The organism is Sphingomonas sp. BE138, from assembly GCF_031456125.1.
Classification (GTDB): domain Bacteria; phylum Pseudomonadota; class Alphaproteobacteria; order Sphingomonadales; family Sphingomonadaceae; genus Sphingomonas.
Genome location: NZ_JAVDUC010000001.1, coordinates 184,158 through 200,403, shown reverse-complemented (window position 1 = coordinate 200,403; position 16,246 = coordinate 184,158). Strand labels below are relative to the sequence as shown.

At 69.4% G+C, this 16,246-nt stretch carries 13 protein-coding genes; 10 read left to right on the top strand and 3 right to left on the bottom strand.

Features of this window, described 5'->3' with window-relative positions; translation table 11 throughout:
* Nucleotides 1-131: 131 nt before the first annotated feature.
* Together J2Y58_RS00880 and J2Y58_RS00875 are read left to right on the top strand one after the other, a co-directional pair.
* Nucleotides 132-488, top strand: coding sequence for a PilZ domain-containing protein (locus J2Y58_RS00880; RefSeq protein ID WP_310097283.1), 357 nt, complete (start codon nucleotides 132-134; stop codon nucleotides 486-488).
* Nucleotides 489-565: 77 nt separating this feature from the next.
* Complete coding sequence (locus tag J2Y58_RS00875; RefSeq protein WP_310097280.1) at nucleotides 566-1,123, top strand: 2Fe-2S iron-sulfur cluster-binding protein; 558 nt, start codon at nucleotides 566-568, stop codon at nucleotides 1,121-1,123.
* A gap of 135 nt (nucleotides 1,124-1,258) precedes the next feature.
* On the opposite strand, the gene J2Y58_RS00870 is transcribed toward J2Y58_RS00875, so the two are convergent.
* Together J2Y58_RS00870 and J2Y58_RS00865 are read right to left on the bottom strand one after the other, a co-directional pair.
* Entirely contained in the window at nucleotides 1,259-2,701 is a 1,443-nt protein-coding gene (locus tag J2Y58_RS00870) for a L,D-transpeptidase family protein (RefSeq protein ID WP_310097277.1), read from the bottom strand.
* An 8-nt stretch (nucleotides 2,702-2,709) separates the two neighbouring features.
* The gene (locus J2Y58_RS00865) at nucleotides 2,710-2,961 is read right to left on the bottom strand and encodes a hypothetical protein (protein WP_310097275.1); all 252 of its coding nucleotides are present in this window, start codon (nucleotides 2,959-2,961) and stop codon (nucleotides 2,710-2,712) included.
* Nucleotides 2,962-3,181: 220 nt separating this feature from the next.
* Here J2Y58_RS00865 and J2Y58_RS00860 point away from each other — a divergent pair, with 220 nt between their 5' ends.
* The 7 genes from J2Y58_RS00860 (at nucleotide 3,182) to nagE (ending at nucleotide 12,245) form a co-directional block, all read left to right on the top strand.
* The gene (locus tag J2Y58_RS00860; protein WP_310097273.1) at nucleotides 3,182-3,454 is read left to right on the top strand and encodes a DUF1488 family protein; all 273 of its coding nucleotides are present in this window, start codon (nucleotides 3,182-3,184) and stop codon (nucleotides 3,452-3,454) included.
* Between the two features lie 607 nt (nucleotides 3,455-4,061).
* Complete coding sequence (locus J2Y58_RS00855; RefSeq protein ID WP_310097270.1) at nucleotides 4,062-5,069, top strand: N(4)-(beta-N-acetylglucosaminyl)-L-asparaginase; 1,008 nt, start codon at nucleotides 4,062-4,064, stop codon at nucleotides 5,067-5,069.
* Entirely contained in the window at nucleotides 5,066-5,818 is a 753-nt protein-coding gene (locus J2Y58_RS00850; RefSeq protein ID WP_310097267.1) for a copper homeostasis protein CutC, read from the top strand. The genes J2Y58_RS00855 and J2Y58_RS00850 overlap by 4 nt, the downstream gene beginning before the upstream one ends.
* A gap of 65 nt (nucleotides 5,819-5,883) precedes the next feature.
* The gene (locus J2Y58_RS00845) at nucleotides 5,884-6,921 is read left to right on the top strand and encodes an SIS domain-containing protein (protein WP_310097264.1); all 1,038 of its coding nucleotides are present in this window, start codon (nucleotides 5,884-5,886) and stop codon (nucleotides 6,919-6,921) included.
* Nucleotides 6,918-8,048, top strand: coding sequence for an N-acetylglucosamine-6-phosphate deacetylase (nagA, locus tag J2Y58_RS00840; RefSeq protein WP_310097261.1), 1,131 nt, complete (start codon nucleotides 6,918-6,920; stop codon nucleotides 8,046-8,048). The genes J2Y58_RS00845 and nagA overlap by 4 nt, the downstream gene beginning before the upstream one ends.
* A gap of 19 nt (nucleotides 8,049-8,067) precedes the next feature.
* The gene (ptsP, locus tag J2Y58_RS00835; RefSeq protein WP_310097257.1) at nucleotides 8,068-10,548 is read left to right on the top strand and encodes a phosphoenolpyruvate--protein phosphotransferase; all 2,481 of its coding nucleotides are present in this window, start codon (nucleotides 8,068-8,070) and stop codon (nucleotides 10,546-10,548) included.
* Entirely contained in the window at nucleotides 10,545-12,245 is a 1,701-nt protein-coding gene (nagE, locus tag J2Y58_RS00830) for an N-acetylglucosamine-specific PTS transporter subunit IIBC (protein WP_310097253.1), read from the top strand. The genes ptsP and nagE overlap by 4 nt, the downstream gene beginning before the upstream one ends.
* A 47-nt stretch (nucleotides 12,246-12,292) precedes the next feature.
* Here the strand turns inward: nagE and J2Y58_RS00825 are convergent, their stop codons facing one another.
* Complete coding sequence (locus J2Y58_RS00825) at nucleotides 12,293-13,030, bottom strand: GntR family transcriptional regulator (RefSeq protein WP_310097250.1); 738 nt, start codon at nucleotides 13,028-13,030, stop codon at nucleotides 12,293-12,295.
* Between the two features lie 313 nt (nucleotides 13,031-13,343).
* Between J2Y58_RS00825 and J2Y58_RS00820 the strand changes: the two genes are divergently transcribed.
* Nucleotides 13,344-16,172: a TonB-dependent receptor gene (locus J2Y58_RS00820; protein WP_310097247.1), complete on the top strand. Its 2,829-nt coding sequence runs from the start codon at nucleotides 13,344-13,346 to the stop codon at nucleotides 16,170-16,172.
* Nucleotides 16,173-16,246: the final 74 nt, after the last annotated feature.

Sequence of the window (16,246 nt, the reverse complement as noted above, 5' to 3'; positions counted from 1 at the left end):
CACTAGGACAAGACGCCCGCCGCTGGCAACCACCGCGGGTCAAACTCATGACTTTTTGGGTACGTACAACCGAAACGGTGACGAAACAATCTATCTTCCATCGCGCGCCGTCATGCTAAGGGACATCGGCGATGTCCGATTCGACACCCCGTGAACCGCGCAGCAGCGTCATCCTGTATGCCCGCATCGACCATGTCGACCGGGCGGTCGAGGTCCGCGTGCGCAATCTGTCCGCCACCGGCGCCTGCATCGAAAATCCGGGCGAACTGCATCAGGGCGATCAGGTCGCGGTGACGATGGGCACGCTGGTCGCGCTCCCGGCCGAGGTGATGTGGACCTCCGCGGCGCTCGCCGGGCTGCACTTCAGCGACGGTGCGATCGACATCGCGGAGGCGCGCCGCCCGCGCGAACGCGGCGCCAACAACGTGAAGGCGAGCGCGGGCTGGATCAGCAACATCCAGCACGCCTACCGCCGCCGCGACAGCTGAGCGCATCTCCGAACCGACCCTGACCGTCGCGCGCGCGCATATTGCCGCTGCCCCGGTCGCTTCGTAGGGAAGGCGGCATGACCCGCCTGACCGTCAACAACGAGGCCGTCGAATATCGCCTGCCCGCGGACACTCCGCTGCTGTGGGCGTTGCGCGATGCCTCCAACCTGACCGGCACCAAATACGGCTGCGGCACCGGCAGCTGCGGGGCGTGCACCGTCGATGTCGACGGACGCGCGCTGCGGTCGTGCCAGGTGACGCTGCGACAGGCGGAGGGCGCGTTCGTCACCACGATCGAGGGGCTGTCGCGCGACCGCACCCACCCGGTGCAGCTTGCGCTGATCGCCTGCAACGTCCCCCAATGCGGCTATTGCATTCCCGGCATCACCATGGCCGCCGCCGCCCTGCTGAAGCGCGATCCCGCCCCGTCGGAGGCGGCGATCCGCGCCGCGATCACCAACATCTGCCGGTGCGGCATCTATCCGCGGCTGGTGGAGGCGATCCAGCGCGCCGGCCGCGCGATCCGCGGCGACGAACGCCTGCCCGCCGCACCGCGCCCCGGCATCGACCCGGCCGAGGCCGCACGGCTGGTCCCCGCGCTCGATCCGGGCCACCGGCCTTCGGATCAGAGGTGAAGCGCTCATCCCGTTCGCACTGAGCCTGTCGAAGTGCGTGCTTCATACGCCCGCCTCGTTCACGTGCTTCGACAGGCTCAGCACGAACGGCGCAGGTGACTCAGCTTCGGAACGCTTCCGATCCCGCCGGGCCCTTCACCCGTCCCGCCCGTAGACATCGTCGCGGAACGCCAGCTGCGCCCCCGTGCTGCCGGCGGTCAGATAGGTCAGATACACCGGCGTCGGCGCGGTCAGCGCCACCGCCTGCTCGGGCTTGCCGCCCGCGCGCAGCGGACGCCCCATCAACCACCGCGCCAGCCGCGGCGCATCCTCCAGCCGGATGCACCCGTTGCTGAAATGGCGGTCGTCCTTCGTCAGCAGCGCGCGGTTCGGCGTGTCGTGCAGGTAGATGCCCTCGTCGTTCGGGAACAGGAACTTGACCTTCCCCATCGAATTGGCCGGTCCCGGCAATTCCCGCACCCGCAGGTCGCGCTTGCCCGCCGCCACCGCGCGCCAGTCGATCGTGTCGGCGGGCAGCGGCCGCGCCGCATCGCTCCAGTCGCTCAGCGCCTCCATCTTCATCGACGCCAGCGTCCGCCCGCCCAGGATCTTCACCGCGACGTTCTTGCGGACCAGATAGTCGGGCACATTCCAATACGGGTTCACGATCGCCCATTGCAGCGTGCCGGCCAGCATCGGCGTCTGCGTCTCGCGCGTGCCGACCACGACGCGCATCGTGCCCTTCTGCTCGCCCGCCTCGTAGAACCACAGCCGCCCCGACGAGGCATCGACCTCGACATGCCGCGTCCACGGCCCCGGAAGGATCCGCGCGCGGTCGAGGTTCAGCCGCAGCCGCGTCAGCGCCGCCGGCGTGATCCCGCCGCGCCGCGCCAGTGCCGAGGCGCGCCGCAGCTCGACGTAGCGCGGGCTCATCCACGCCATCTTGCTCACATAGGTCGCGAAAGAGGGCGGAAAGGTCGCGGCGCGCAACACCGCCTCCGGCTTGGGACGGCTCGGCTTCAGGCGCTTGTCGGCCCAGGTCATGCCGACGTCGCGCGGGCGGCGCTGGTCGCGGACGTAATCGACGAACGCGGCGGACAGCGCCAGCTCGGCCGCGGCCACCGCCGCGGGCGCACCGCCGCGCGCGGCATCGATCCGCTGGCGCAGCTTGCCCACGTCGTAGGACGACGGCTTTAGGTTGTCGAGGTCGGCGTCGTTCAGATACGCGATCAGCGTGCCGGCGGCCGGGCCGATCGTCGCAGCGCCCGTCTCCCCGCCCGTCCACAGCGGGCGATAGCCGCGCTGCGCATAGACGCGCGCCATCCACCCGCCGGCGGCGGCGCGGATCGCGACCGCCAGCGCCTGGTCGCGCGCGGAATCGACCCTGGCCTTGGCGGCGCGCGGCGCGGGCGACCGCTTGCCCTTCGCGACGGCGTTCGCCTTGCCAACCGGCTTTACCTTGGCGGCGGGCTTCGTCTTGACGTTAGCCTTGGTCCTGACGGCAGCAGCCGCCGACGTCGCGGGCATCATCGGCACCGCGATCGCCAGCGACAGCGTCAGCAACCGAAAGGGAGAGCGGCACCGCCGCCCTCCCCGCATACGGACGATCAGCCCCGTTCCCCGCGGCGGGTCGGCGCGGGCGGCGGCGGCGGCGGGGCCGGCGGCGCATAGGGGTGATAGATGCCGTCGGAGGTGTAATAGCCGTCGACGATCCCGTCGCCGTCGCGGTCGGCGGCGTGGCTGCCCGCAACCGCGCCCGGGGGCGGCGGCGGGGGCGGCGGGGCCGGCGGCGCCTTCTTGGCGCAGGCACCCAGCATCATCATGCCGCACGCGGCCAGCATGATCGAACGGTAACGCATGAACATATCTCCCTTTGGACGTCAGCGACTTGGGGGTGCTGCGCCCGTCTCCCCTGTCCGCTTATGGCTGATCCATCGCCGCCGCTGCGACCATCCATGCTGCGACCGGACGTGCGCGGGGCGCGCCAGTATGGTTAAGCGGCGTCGATGCGCCGCATGCGGGAACATCGCCGCCGCTTCCGTTTTGTCGACGGCGACGATGACGAAAGGACATGGACCTATGGCGGCCGACCGGCTTGAGATCAGCCTCGACACGCTGCTCGACAACATCGACGAGCGGCAGGTGGAGTTCACCGGCGAGGCGGACGGCGACGAATATGAATTCGCGGTCCAGTACGACGTGCTGGAGGCGCTGAGCGGCGACGCGCCGGACGGCGACGCGGTCGACATGTTCAACCGCTTCTCCGACACGATCGCCGACGCTGCCCTCTCCGCGCTCGCCCGCAACGCCGACGCACAGCCGATCGTCGTCAGCGAGAGCGATCTCGAATAACGTAAGACACCATCCCTCGCCCCTCTCCGAGGGGAGAGGGACGCGCAGACTTGATCTTTGCGCAGCGAAGACCTGGTCGAAGCTGGATGCGGGGTGGCGCTCGCGCATGCGAGCGCGCGCGCCACCGGCTCGCTCGCTCCCTCCTCCCTCCGCACGAAACAATCATGCCGCCGCGACTTATCGGTTGCGGCCGCCCGTACTTGCGTCCACTCTCCGACGCACAAAACGAAAAGCCGCCCATGACGGCGGCAGGGAGAGGATGATGGACATACCGAGCTTCATGGTGATCGGCGTGGGTGCGGTCGGCGCGCTCGGCACGCTGGCGATGGTGGTGTTTCTGGCCCGTCGCGCGCCGCAGCGCTGATCGACACTGTTAATTTGCCGGCGTTGGACGTCCGCACGCCGGTATTTTCGCGGTCGTGCCGGCACCGCAGCGCAATGTTGCGGTACCGGCGCGCCCCCGCGTGATCGGCGATCGGACGATTGGTCCTGTCGGCCCGATCGTGCCCTCCATACCTGACCCTACCATTCACCATACCAATGTTGGTTGCGACCGACGCCAGGACGTGCATGCTAGCCGCACGCACGAAACGGGGTGGAGGGTGGAATGACGGACAGACGGTCGATGATGGCCGGCATCGCGGCGCTCGGCGCCGCCGCGCCGCTGGCGGCGCGCGCCACACCCGCCACCCCGGCGATCATCGTCTCCACCTGGGACTTCGGCGCCGCCGCCAACGACGCCGCTTTCGCCGCGATGACGGCCGGCGGCTCGCTGCTCGACGCGGTCGAGGCCGGCGCGAAAGTGCCCGAGGCCGATCCGAACAACCACTCGGTCGGCTATAGCGGCTACCCGGACCGCGACGGCCATGTGACGCTGGACGCGGTCATCATGGACGATGCCGGCGGCGTCGGCGCGGTCGCCGCGCTGGAGAATACGACCCATGCGATCTCGGTCGCGCGCCGCGTGATGGAGAAGACGCCGCACACGCTGCTGGTCGGCGAAGGCGCGACGCGGTTCGCGAAGGATCAAGGCTTTCCGCAGCAGGATCTGCTCACGCCGGAGGCCGAGCAGGCATGGCGCGACTGGCTGAAAACCGCCGATTATCAACCGGTCGCCAACAGCGAGACCGGCACCTACGGCACGCGGCGGCACGTCACGCCGGGCGGTGCGCTCGACCATGACACGATCGGGCTGCTCGCCCGTCGCGCCGATGGTCGCATGGCGGGCGCCTGCACCACCTCCGGCATGGCGTTCAAGATGCGCGGCCGCGTCGGCGATTCGCCGCAGGTCGGCGCCGGGCTCTATGTCGAGCGCGGCGTCGGCGGCGCGACCTCGACGGGGCTCGGCGAGGAGGTGACCCGCGTCTCCGGCAGCGCGCGCGTCGTCGCATCGATGCGTGGCGGGCTGTCGCCGCAACAGGCGTGCGAGGAGGTGGTCCGACACATCGCGCGGCTGCGCGGGCCGGCGATCAAGGGGGTGCAGGTCGGCTTCCTGGCGCTCGATCCGCGCGGACGCGTCGGCGCCTTCTGCCTGCTGCCCGGCTTCACCTATGCGGTCACCGACGCGGCCGGGCGCACGACGGTTCACAAGGCCGCATCGCTGTTCGCGGCATGAACGGACCGCTGCTGGAAGTCTGCGTCGAGGACGCGCGCGGCATCGCGGCGGCGGTCGCCGGCGGTGCGGACCGGATCGAACTGTGCGCGGCGCTCGACCTCGGTGGGCTCACCCCGCCCGCCTCGCTGGTGCGCGCCGCCGCGCAGGCGCCGCTCCCGGTCCACCTCCTCGCCCGCCCCCGCGCTGGCGGCTTCGCTTACGACGTCGCCGAGCGTGCGCTGGTCGCCGAGGACATCCGCACCGCCGCCGACGCCGGGCTGGCCGGGGTCGTGATCGGCGCCAGCCGCGACGACGGTCGGCTCGACATCGATACGCTTGCCGACTGGGTCGCGGTCGCGCGCGAACGCGGGACGGCGCGCGGCCACCCGCTGTCGCTGACGCTGCACCGCGCCTTCGATCTCGTGCCCGACTTGCCCCGGGCGCTGGAGGACGCGGTCGCGCTCGGCTTCGATCGCATCCTCACCTCGGGCGGCGCGCCTCACGTGGCCGACGCGCTGCCGATGCTGGCGCGGCTGGTCGCGCAGGCCGGCGAGCGCATCACGATCCTGGCGGGCAGCGGCGTGTCGGCGGCGACGCTCCCGGCGCTGCTGTCGACCGGCGTCCGCGAGGTCCACGCCTCGTGCCGCACCGCCGTCCCCGCGGGCGATCCGGCGCTCGCGCGCTTCGGCTTCAGCGCGACGATCGAAAGGCGCACCGACGCAACGACGGTCGGCGAACTTGCCGCCATCTTGCGTTCGCAGCGGGCTTGAACAATACCAATCTATGACTTAGGACGATGTGCAGCGGGATGACCGCTCCGGGGAAGCGCCTCTACATGACCACTCGTGCCGACCAGACGTTGATGTTCGCCGAAGCCGGCGAGGCTTCCGCCGCGGTCGCGCGGATGCTGGACGCCAATCGGAAGACGGCGCGCGATCTTGCGCGGCTGCTGCGTGCCGCGCCGCCCGCGGTGGTCGTCACCTGCGCGCGCGGCTCCTCGGATCATGCTGCAACCTATGGCAAATATCTGATCGAGACCGTCGTCGGCGTGCCGGTCGCTTCTGCCGCTCCCTCGGTCGCGTCGGTGTACGAATCGGCGGTGAAGACCCCGGCCGCGCCGCTGTGCATCGCGATCTCGCAAAGCGGGCGCAGTCCCGACCTGCTCGCCACCGTCGCCGCGCAGAAGGCGGCGGGCGCGCACGTCGTCGCGCTGGTCAACGATACCAATTCGCCGCTCGCCGCCGCCGCCGACACGCTGGTGCCGCTGATGGCCGGACCGGAAAAGTCCGTCGCGGCGACCAAATCCTACATCACCGCGCTCGCCGCGCTGGCGCTGCTGGTCGCGGAATGGGCGGAGGACGACGGTCTGCGTCAGGCGGTCGCGCGGCTGCCCGAGCGGCTCGCCGCCGCCTGGGCGCTCGACTGGCGCGAGGTGGTCGACATGCTGGTCGACGCCAACAACCTGTTCGTGATCGGGCGCGGGCTCGGCTTCGGCATCGCGCAGGAAGCGGCGTTGAAGCTCAAGGAAACCTGCGCACTCCATGCCGAGGCGTTCAGCGCCGCCGAGGTTCGCCACGGCCCGATGGCGATCGTCAACGAAGGCTTTCCGCTGATCGCCTTCGCCACCTCCGACACCGCCGGCGACGGCGTGCGCGAGGCGGCGGCCGAGTTCGCGGGGCGCGGCGCGCGCGTCGCGCTCGCCGACGCGAGCGCCGACGGCGACAGCCACCCGCCCGCGCTCGCCGATCATCCCGCGATCGAGCCGATTCTGGCGATCCAGAGTTTCTACCGCATGGCCAATGCCCTGTCGGTCGCGCGCGGGCTGGATCCCGACGCCCCTCTCCACCTGAGCAAGGTTACCCGCACGCTATGACGCGGCACAGCTTCACCAACGGCCATGTCGTCACGCCCTCGGCCACGCTGACCGACGCGACCTTCACCGTCGCGGACGGGCGGATCGTCGCGATCGACGCGGCGGCCGATGCGGACGCGCACGACCTTGGCGGCGGCTGGGTCATGCCCGGCTTCATCGACACGCAGGTGAACGGCGGCGGCGGCGTGCTGTTCAACGACACGCCGACGGTCGACGGCCTGGCGACGATCGCTGCCGCCCACGCACGCTACGGCACCACCGCGACGATGCCGACGCTCATCAGCGACACGCCCGACGTGATCGCGCGCGGGCTGGAGGCGGTGGATGCCGCGATCGAGGCGGGCGTGCCCGGTGTGATCGGCATCCACGTCGAGGGTCCCGTCATCAGTGTCGCGCGCAAGGGCATCCACGATCCGGCGCGCTTCCGGCCGCTCGACGACGAACTGCTGGCCCTGCTCACCGCGCCGCGCCGTGGGCGGGTGATGGTGACGCTGGCGCCCGAGCGCGTCTCCGCCGAGCAGATCGCCTCGTTGGTCGCCGCCGGCGTGCGCGTCTGCCTGGGGCACACCGACGCCGATTATGCGACCGCCACCGCCGCCTTCGCGGCGGGTGCCAGCGGCGTGACGCACCTGTTCAACGCCATGTCGCCGCTCGTGCACCGCGCGCCCGGCGTGGTCGGCGCCGCACTCGACAACGACAGCGCCTGGTGCGGGATCATCGTCGACGGCTTCCACGTCGACGATGCCGCGTTGCGTATCGCGTTGCGCGCGCGCCCGGCGGATCGCTTCATGCTGGTGTCGGATGCGATGCCGTGCGTCGGCGCCGCGCAGAAGGACTTCGTGTTGCAGGGCAAGCCGATCCGTGTCGAGGGCGGCCGCTGCGTCGGCGCCGACGGGACGCTGGCGGGTTCGGATCTCGACATGGCGGGCGCGGTGCGCGGCGCGGTCACGCGGCTCGGCCTCGCGCCCGAGGCGGCGGCGGGGCTGGCGGCGACGAGCCCGGCGGCGTTCCTCGGCCTGTCGGACGAGCGCGGGACACTGGCGGTCGGACAGCGCGCGGACTGGGCGATCCTGACGCACGACCTCCATCCCGCCGGCACCTGGATCGGTGCGCAACCGGTCGCCTGACCCTTTCTCCGGAGACGCCATGGCCCCCCTTTCGCTGTTCGCGCCGCTCGACGGCTGGGCCGGTCCGCTGGACGAGGTGCCGGACGCGGTCTTTGCGGAGCGGATGCTGGGCGATGGCGTGGCGATCGATCCGATTGGCGATACATTGGTCGCACCCTGCGACGCATGCGTGATCACCGTGCAACCGACCGCCCACGCAATCACGCTCCGCGCCCCCCAAGGGCCGGAGCTGCTGATCCATATCGGGCTCGACACCGTGAACCTGGGCGGCCGCGGCTTCACCCCGCTGGTCGCGGCAGGAGAGCATGTGACGCGCGGGCAGCCGCTGATCCGCTTCGACCTGGACCTGATCGTGCGCGAGGCGCGCGCCGCGGTGACCCCGATCGTGGTCACCAACGGCGAGCGGTTCGCGGTCGACACGCACGTCGCGCCGGGCACCGTCGCGGTCGGCGACGCCTTCATGACGCTCACCCCGCGCGCGGCATCGGCCGCACAGGCGACGAGCGACGGGCCGAGCGCCACGCGCACCATCGCCGTGCCGCTGCCGCACGGCCTCCACGCCCGCCCCGCGGCACGCATCGCCGAAGTCGCGCGCGGCTTCGACGCCGTCGTGACGCTCGCCAAGCAGGGCGGCGCCCCCGCCAGCGCAACCAGCCCTGTCGGGCTTCTCTCACTGATCGTCGCGCACAACGATGCGGTGACGATCACCGCAACCGGCGCGCAGGCCGAGGCAGCGGTTGCGGCGGTCGCCGATCTGATCCTGCACGGCATTACCGAAGAACCCGCCGCGCCCCCGCGCCAAGCCGCGCCGCCTCGCCACACCGAGGTGCCCGCGGGCGCGATCGCGGGCGTCACCGCCGCGCCGGGGCTGGCGATCGGCCCGGTCGCGCGCTGGGACGTGCAGGATCTCGACGTGCCGAGCGACGGCTGCGGGATCGCGGCGGAAGAAGCCGCCTTTGCGCATGCCTGCACCGCGCTGTCCGGCGAATTGATCGCCCGATCCGCCACCGCCAGCGGCCCGATGCGCGCGATCCTCGACGCCCACGCCGCGATGCTGTCCGACGAGGCGCTGCTCGGCACCGCGCGCGCCATGATCGCGGACGGGCGCAGCGCCGCTTTCGCGTGGCGCGCCGCGATCCGGCCGCAGGCCGATGCGCTACGCTCCGGGGGTGACCCGCGGCTTGCCGAGCGCGCGGACGACATGCGCGACCTCGAACGCCAGCTGATCGCGCGGCTGATGGGGGTGGAGGACGCGGGCGTGGCGCTTCCGCAGGGCGCGATCCTGGTGGCCGACGACTTGCTACCCTCGCAGTTCATGGCGCTCGATCTCGATCGGCTCGCCGGGTTGGCGGTCGTGCGCGGCGGGCCGACCTCGCACGTTGCGATCCTCGCCGCGGCGCGCGGCGTGCCGATGCTGGTGGCGCTGGGCGATGCGCTGCGCGACGTGGGCGCCGGTACCCGCGTGATCCTGGACGCCGGGGCCGGGCTGCTCCATGCCACGCCCTCTGCCGAAACGCTGGCCGATGCCGAAGCGCGCGTCGTTGCCGCCGCCGCCCGCCGCGTCGCCGCGATGGCGCGCGCGGATGAGGAATGCCGCACCGCCGACGGCACGCGGATCGAATTGTTCGCCAATTGCGGTTCGCCCGCGGATGCCGCCGTTGCGGTGAGGAACGGCGCGGAGGGCTGCGGGCTGCTGCGCACCGAATTGCTGTTCCTCGATCGCGATACCGCACCCGACATCGCGGAGCAGACGGCCGATTACCAGGCGGTCGTCGACGCGCTGGACGGTCGTCCGCTGATCGTCCGCCTGCTCGATATCGGCGGCGACAAGCCCGCGCCGTACCTGCCGATCGACGGCGAGGAGAACCCGGCGCTCGGACTTCGCGGCGTTCGCGTCGTCCTCGCGCACCCGCACATTCTCGAGGATCAACTCAAGGCGATCCTCGCCGTCCGCCCGCGCGGACGCTGCCGGATCATGGTGCCGATGGTCGCAGGCGTCGACGAACTGCTCCGCGTGCGCGACGTGCTCGACCGGCTGAGCGGCGGCGTGCGCGATATCGAACTGGGCGTGATGGTGGAGACACCCGCCGCAGCGATCGGTGCCGACCTGCTGGCGGCGGAGGCCGACTTCCTGTCGATCGGCACCAACGACCTAACCCAATATACGCTGGCGATGGATCGCGGCAATGCGGCGGTGGCAGGCGCGCTCGACGGGTTGCATCCCGCGGTGCTGCGGCTGATCGGCGAGACGGTGCGCGGTGGGGCCTTGCGGCACCGCTGGACCGGCGTCTGCGGCAGCCTTGCCTCCGATCCGCTCGCCGTCCCGATCCTGCTCGGGCTCGGGGTCACCGAATTGTCGGTGGCTCCGGCGGCGGTGCCGGAGATCAAGGCGCTGGTTCGCGACGTCGATCTGGCGGCGGCGCGCGATCATGCCCGCGCCGCGCTCGCCTGTCCGGATGCCGCCGCAGTCCGCCGCCTTGCACGGGAGTTTGCGCGATGAAGTCAATCCTCGGCACTCTCCAGCCGCTCGGCCGTGCGTTGATGCTGCCGATCGCGGTGCTGCCGATCGCCGGGCTGCTGCTCCGCCTGGGCCAGCCGGACCTGCTAGACATCGCCTTCGTCAGCGCGGCGGGTGACGCGATCTTCTCGCATCTCGGCCTCCTGTTCGCGATCGGCGTCGCCACCGGGTTCGCGCGCGACGGCAACGGCGCCGCATGCCTGGCGGGCGTCGTCTGCTTCCTGGTCGCGACGGAAGCTGCCAAGGTGCTGCTGGCCGTCCCGCCGGACGTGACCGCCGGGCTCGCCGCGCCCTCCGCCGATCTGGCGGTCGCGGCGTGGAAGGCCAAGGCGATCGCGCGCCTCGACGTGCCGGCCGGCATCCTCTCCGGGCTGGTCGGCGGGCTGTTCTACAATCGGTTCTCCACGATCAAGCTGCCGGAATATCTCGCCTTCTTCGGCGGCCGCCGCTTCGTGCCGATCGTCAGCGGATTGGCGGGCCTTGTCCTCGCGGTCGTGATCGGCACCGGCTTCGCCGCGATCGCCAGCGGCATCGACCGGCTCAGCTACGGCATCGCGGCATCCGGCGGAGCGGGATTGTTCCTGTTCGGACTGCTCAACCGGCTGCTGCTGGTCACCGGGCTGCACCATCTGCTGAATAACATCGTGTGGTTCGTGATGGGCGATTATCACGGCACCACCGGCGACCTCCGCCGCTTCTTCGCGGGCGATCCGAGCGCGGGCGCGTTCATGGCGGGGTTCTTCCCGGTCATGATGTTCGGCCTGCCCGCCGCCTGCCTGGCGATGTACCATGCCGCCCTGCCGGAGCGGCGCAAGGCGGTCGGAGGAATGCTGTTCAGCCTCGCGCTCACCTCCGCGCTGACTGGCGTGACCGAGCCAATCGAGTTCAGCTTCATGTTTCTCGCCCCCGTGCTCTACGCGGTGCATGCGGTGCTGACCGGCGCGTCGATGGCGCTGATGAACGCGCTGGGCGTGAAGCTGGGCTTCGGCTTCTCCGCCGGGCTGCTCGACTATGTGCTGAACTACAACCGCGCGACCCGCCCGCTGCTGCTGCTACCGGTGGGGGCGGTGTATTTTGCGCTTTATTACGGGCTGTTCCGCTTCTTTATCGCGCGCTTCGACCTGAAGACGCCGGGGCGCGAGCCGCTCGAGGCCGGTGCCCCGGCGAGCGTCGCGGCCGGCGAGCGCGGCGCCGCCTTTGCGCGCGCGCTGGGTGGGGCCGCGAACCTGACCGAGGTCGGCGCCTGCACCACCCGCCTTCGCCTCAACGTCCGCGATCAGGCGGCGGTCGACGATGCGGCATTGAAGGCGCTGGGCGCGCGCGGGCTGATCCGCCCGTCCGCGACCGCGTTGCAGGTGGTGCTCGGCCCGATCGCGGACGTCGTCGCGGTGGAGATCCGCGATGCGTTGGCGGCCGGCGGCGTCTCGGTCGCCCCGACATCGGTGGCGGACCCGATCAGCGAAGCCCCCGTCGTGCTGTCGGCCGAGACGCTCAAGGCATTGGGCGGGGCTGCGAACGTTCGCGGCGCGAGCCTTCACCCCGGCCGCGTCCGCGTGACGCTCGCCGGCGCGTCGGTGGACGAGGCGGCGCTGCGGTCGCTGGGGGTTCGTGCCGTGGCACGCCCGGCCGACCGAACGCTGCACCTGCTCGTTGCCGACGCGGCGGTACTTACCGCCTGACCTGGATCGTCATCCCCGCGACGTCGGGGATGACGACGCTGCCCGCCTTACAGGTCCGACAATTCCGCAACGAAGTCATAGGCGTCCCCGCGATAATAGGAGCGCGTGAACTCCACGGCACGCCCGTCGCGGCGGAACCCGCGCCGTTCGATCAGCAGCCCGGCATGCCCGGCGTCGACGCCGAGCATCTTCGCATGTTCCGGCCCGAACGGCACCGCGCGCAGCCGCTGAAGCGCGCGCACCGGCCGGCTCCCCGCCTTGTCGAGCGCGCTGTAGAGCGAGTCCTGCACCGCATCCGCCGACGGCAGGCAATAGCCGGCGATCGCCGACATCTCGAGCGCCATCGGTTCGTTGTCGGCGTGACGGATACGCTGGAACCGGAAGACGGGCGCGCCGGGTGACAGACCCAGCGCCATGCTCTCCTCCGGGTTCACCGTGCTTGCGACCCGGCTGATCCAGCTGCTGGACGCCGTCTTGCCGCGCGCCGCCATGTCCTCCGAAAAGGACGACAGCTTGGAAAAGCTTTTCTCGACCCGGCCGGCGACGAACGTTCCCGCCCCGCGGCGCCGCGTCAGCAGGCCGTCCTCGACCAGCCCGCCGATCGCCTTCCTGACCGTGATCCGCGACACGTCATATTCGGTCGCCAGGTCACGCTCGGCGGGGATCGCGTCGCCTTGGTTCAGGATCCCGCCCTGGATGGCGTCACGGATAACCTGTTGTAGCTGCAGATATAGTGGCGCCGCATTGCCCTCACGAAACCGTCCCACCTCGTCCGAAAAGGCCATCCACGTCGCTCCCCATTCCTTCGGACGCACAGCCGGCGCGCGACGGAGCCGGACCGTAACCAAAGGCGGCCCGCACCACAACCGATCCGCGACATCCCTTGCGGTGTCGCAAAAAAGTCACATCCATCCGAAAACATTAAAATTTCATTTTGCAGATGAAATTCTAACGTAACTTTTCATATCCTTCGGTATAATTTGGTCCTATTACCAATTGTGGATCTGGTCGGGAGGAAACGCGGTGCACAAGCACCGCCCTCCCGCCGGCATACCGAGGGACAGGCGCGACCGTGTCGCGCCTTTGAGGGGATTTGACATGCGCTTGCGTCGATACATGCTGGTCACCACCGCCCTGCTGGGTTTTGCCGGTACGGCGCACGCGCAGGAAACGACCACGCCGCCGTCGACCACGCCGCCCAGCGGCGCGGCGTCTACCGAAGACGCGGTCGGCGACGACATCGTCGTCACCGGCTATGCCGGCAGCCTTCGCCAGGCGATCGAGCTGAAGCGCAACGCCAATGCGGTCGTCGACGCGATCTCGGCCGAGGACATCGGCAAGTTTCCCGATCGTAACGTCGCGGAATCGCTGGCACATATTCCCGGCGTGTCGATCGACCGCCGCTTCGGCGAGGGCGAGAAGGTCGCGATCCTCGGCACCGATCCGGCGCTCAACCGCATGCTGCTCGACGGCCATGCCCTCGCCTCCGCCGACTGGGGCGGCAACGACAACGATCCGTCGAGCCGCACCTTCAACTATTCGCTGCTCGCACCGGAACTGGTCGACCGGCTCGAGGTCTACAAGTCGCCCGAAGCGCGGCTGGAGGATGGCAGCCTCGGCGGCACGGTGATCGTGCGCACGCGGCGTCCGCTGGAGCTGGACGCCAATTCGCTGTTCGCCTCGGGCGGCTACACCTACAACGACCGTTCCGAGAAGGGCAGCATCCGCGGCTCGGGCCTGTACAGCTGGAAGAACGCCGACGAGACGTTCGGCTTCCTCGTCGCGGGCACCTATGACAAGCAGCAGCTGGTCCGTTCGGGCATCGAATTCTTCGGTTACGAGCGGGGCGATGGTCGCTTCTTCCAGACCGTCAACGACGCCAACGGCGATCCGACGCGCGATGCGAGCGGCAACCCGATCTTGGTGCGTGACGCGTCGGGCCAGCCGGTACTGAAGAACCCGAATGCGACCATCACCGGCGGCAACCGCAACGATCTGGCCAACGCCACGCTGCCGTTCGGCATCAATTATGCCTATTTCCAGCAACAGCGCGAGCGCACCAGCGTGTCGGGAACGGTGCAATATCGTCCGGCCAGCAACCTGACGCTGACGCTGAACGGGCTGCACATCGACGGCAATTACAACAACTACAGCCAGTCGATGTACACCATTCCGGGCGCGTGGAGCGGTGCGGACCTGCAATCGGCCACCATCACCAACGGCCTGGTCACCGCCGCCTCGTTCGGCGCGGCCACCAGCCAGCGCAATGCGCAGCTCGACACGCTGGTCCGCTCGACGAAGCTGAAGACCGACAATCTGAACTTCTTCGCCGACTGGGAAGGCGACAACGGCGCAAAGGTGTCCTTCCTCGGCGGCTGGAGCAAGGCCACCGGCGGGCGCAATCCTGAATATCTGTTCAACGTGCAGACCAAGCTGCCGTTCAGCTATGCGATCACCCCGACCACGGCAGAGGTGAACTTCACCGGCGACCTGACGAACCCGGCGAACTACTTCACCAACCCCAGCAATCAGCTGGTGACGATCGAAGGCCGCCCGTTCAACGTCAACGGTACGCAGCTGAATGCGGCGCAGATCGGCGGTCTCGACTATAGCGTCACCACCGACCGCGACATCTTCGGCGGCTTCGACGCGGTCGTTCCGCTCGGCGACGGCTTCTTCAAGCAGGTCCTGATCGGCGCGCGCATCACCGACCACGTCAACCGGATCGACGCGCGCGGCATCAACAGCTATTTGACCAGCTCGCAGCTAGGCAATCAGCTGGGCGTGACCACGCTCACGACCCCGGACGGTATCTTCGACGGCACCGGCGGTTCGGGCACCGCCACCAAGTATCTGAATCTGCCGCGCGAAGCCGTGATCGACATTCTGGCGAACAGCATCAACACCCCGCTGTTCACCAAGGTCGGCGCGTCGACCCGCGTCGAGGAGCGGACCGCCGCCAGCTACGTCCAGGTCAATTTCGACGGCAACGGCCTGCGCGGCAACCTGGGTGGTCGCCTGGTCTATACCCGCGACGTATCCTATTACGCGCTGTCGCTGCCAACGGCGGCGAACCCGAACCCGGTACCGGTCCCGACCAGCACGTCGACCGACTACCTCAAGTTCCTGCCGGCGCTGAACGTCGCGTATGAAGTATCCCCGCAGTTCATCGTACGCGGTGCGGCGGCCAAAGTGATCTCGCGGCCGCGCTATCAGGATCTGGCGGCGTCGATTTCGCAGAACGACACGACGCTCGACGCGGGCGGCGGCAACCCGAACCTGAAGCCGTACGAGTCGACCAACTACGAGATCACCGCAGAATTCTACCCGCGTGCCGGCGCCTTGCTGTCGCTCGAACTGTACCGCCGCGAGATCGACAATTACATCCTGTCGACGACCATCACCAACCAGAGCTTCTTCAACTCGCTCGAGGGACGCGTGGTCAACACCTATCGCCTCTCCAGTCCGATCAACGCCGGCAAGGCGAAGGTCAACGGCGTGCTGGTGAACGGTCAGGCGGAGATCTGGGGCGGCTTCGGCATTCAGGCGAACTATGCATATCAGGACAGTTCCACGTCGGTGATCCCGGGAATTACGGGAGATCTCAACCTGCCGTACCTGTCCAAGCATACCGTCAACGTCATTCCGTATTTCGAGAAGGGGCCGTTCCAGGCGCGGGTGAGCTACAATTATCGCTCCTCCTATTTCCGGGCGATCGGTCGCCTGAACTCGGTCGACATGGTGGCGCCGTACAACCAGCTCGACGCCTCGGCGTCGCTGGCGCTGACCAAGAACATCTCGCTGACTGTGAACGCGCAGAATCTGCTCGACGAGACCTACCTGCAGTACAGCGGGACGCGCGATCGTCCGGCGGCATTCTACAAGAACGGCCGTACCTATGTCGGCAGCATTACTTTCCGCTTGTAATTTTAACCGGTTGTTCGATCCCTGTCCCGGGCCTCCGCAGATCGCGGGGGCCCATTTTTTTTGAGCTGCGGCAT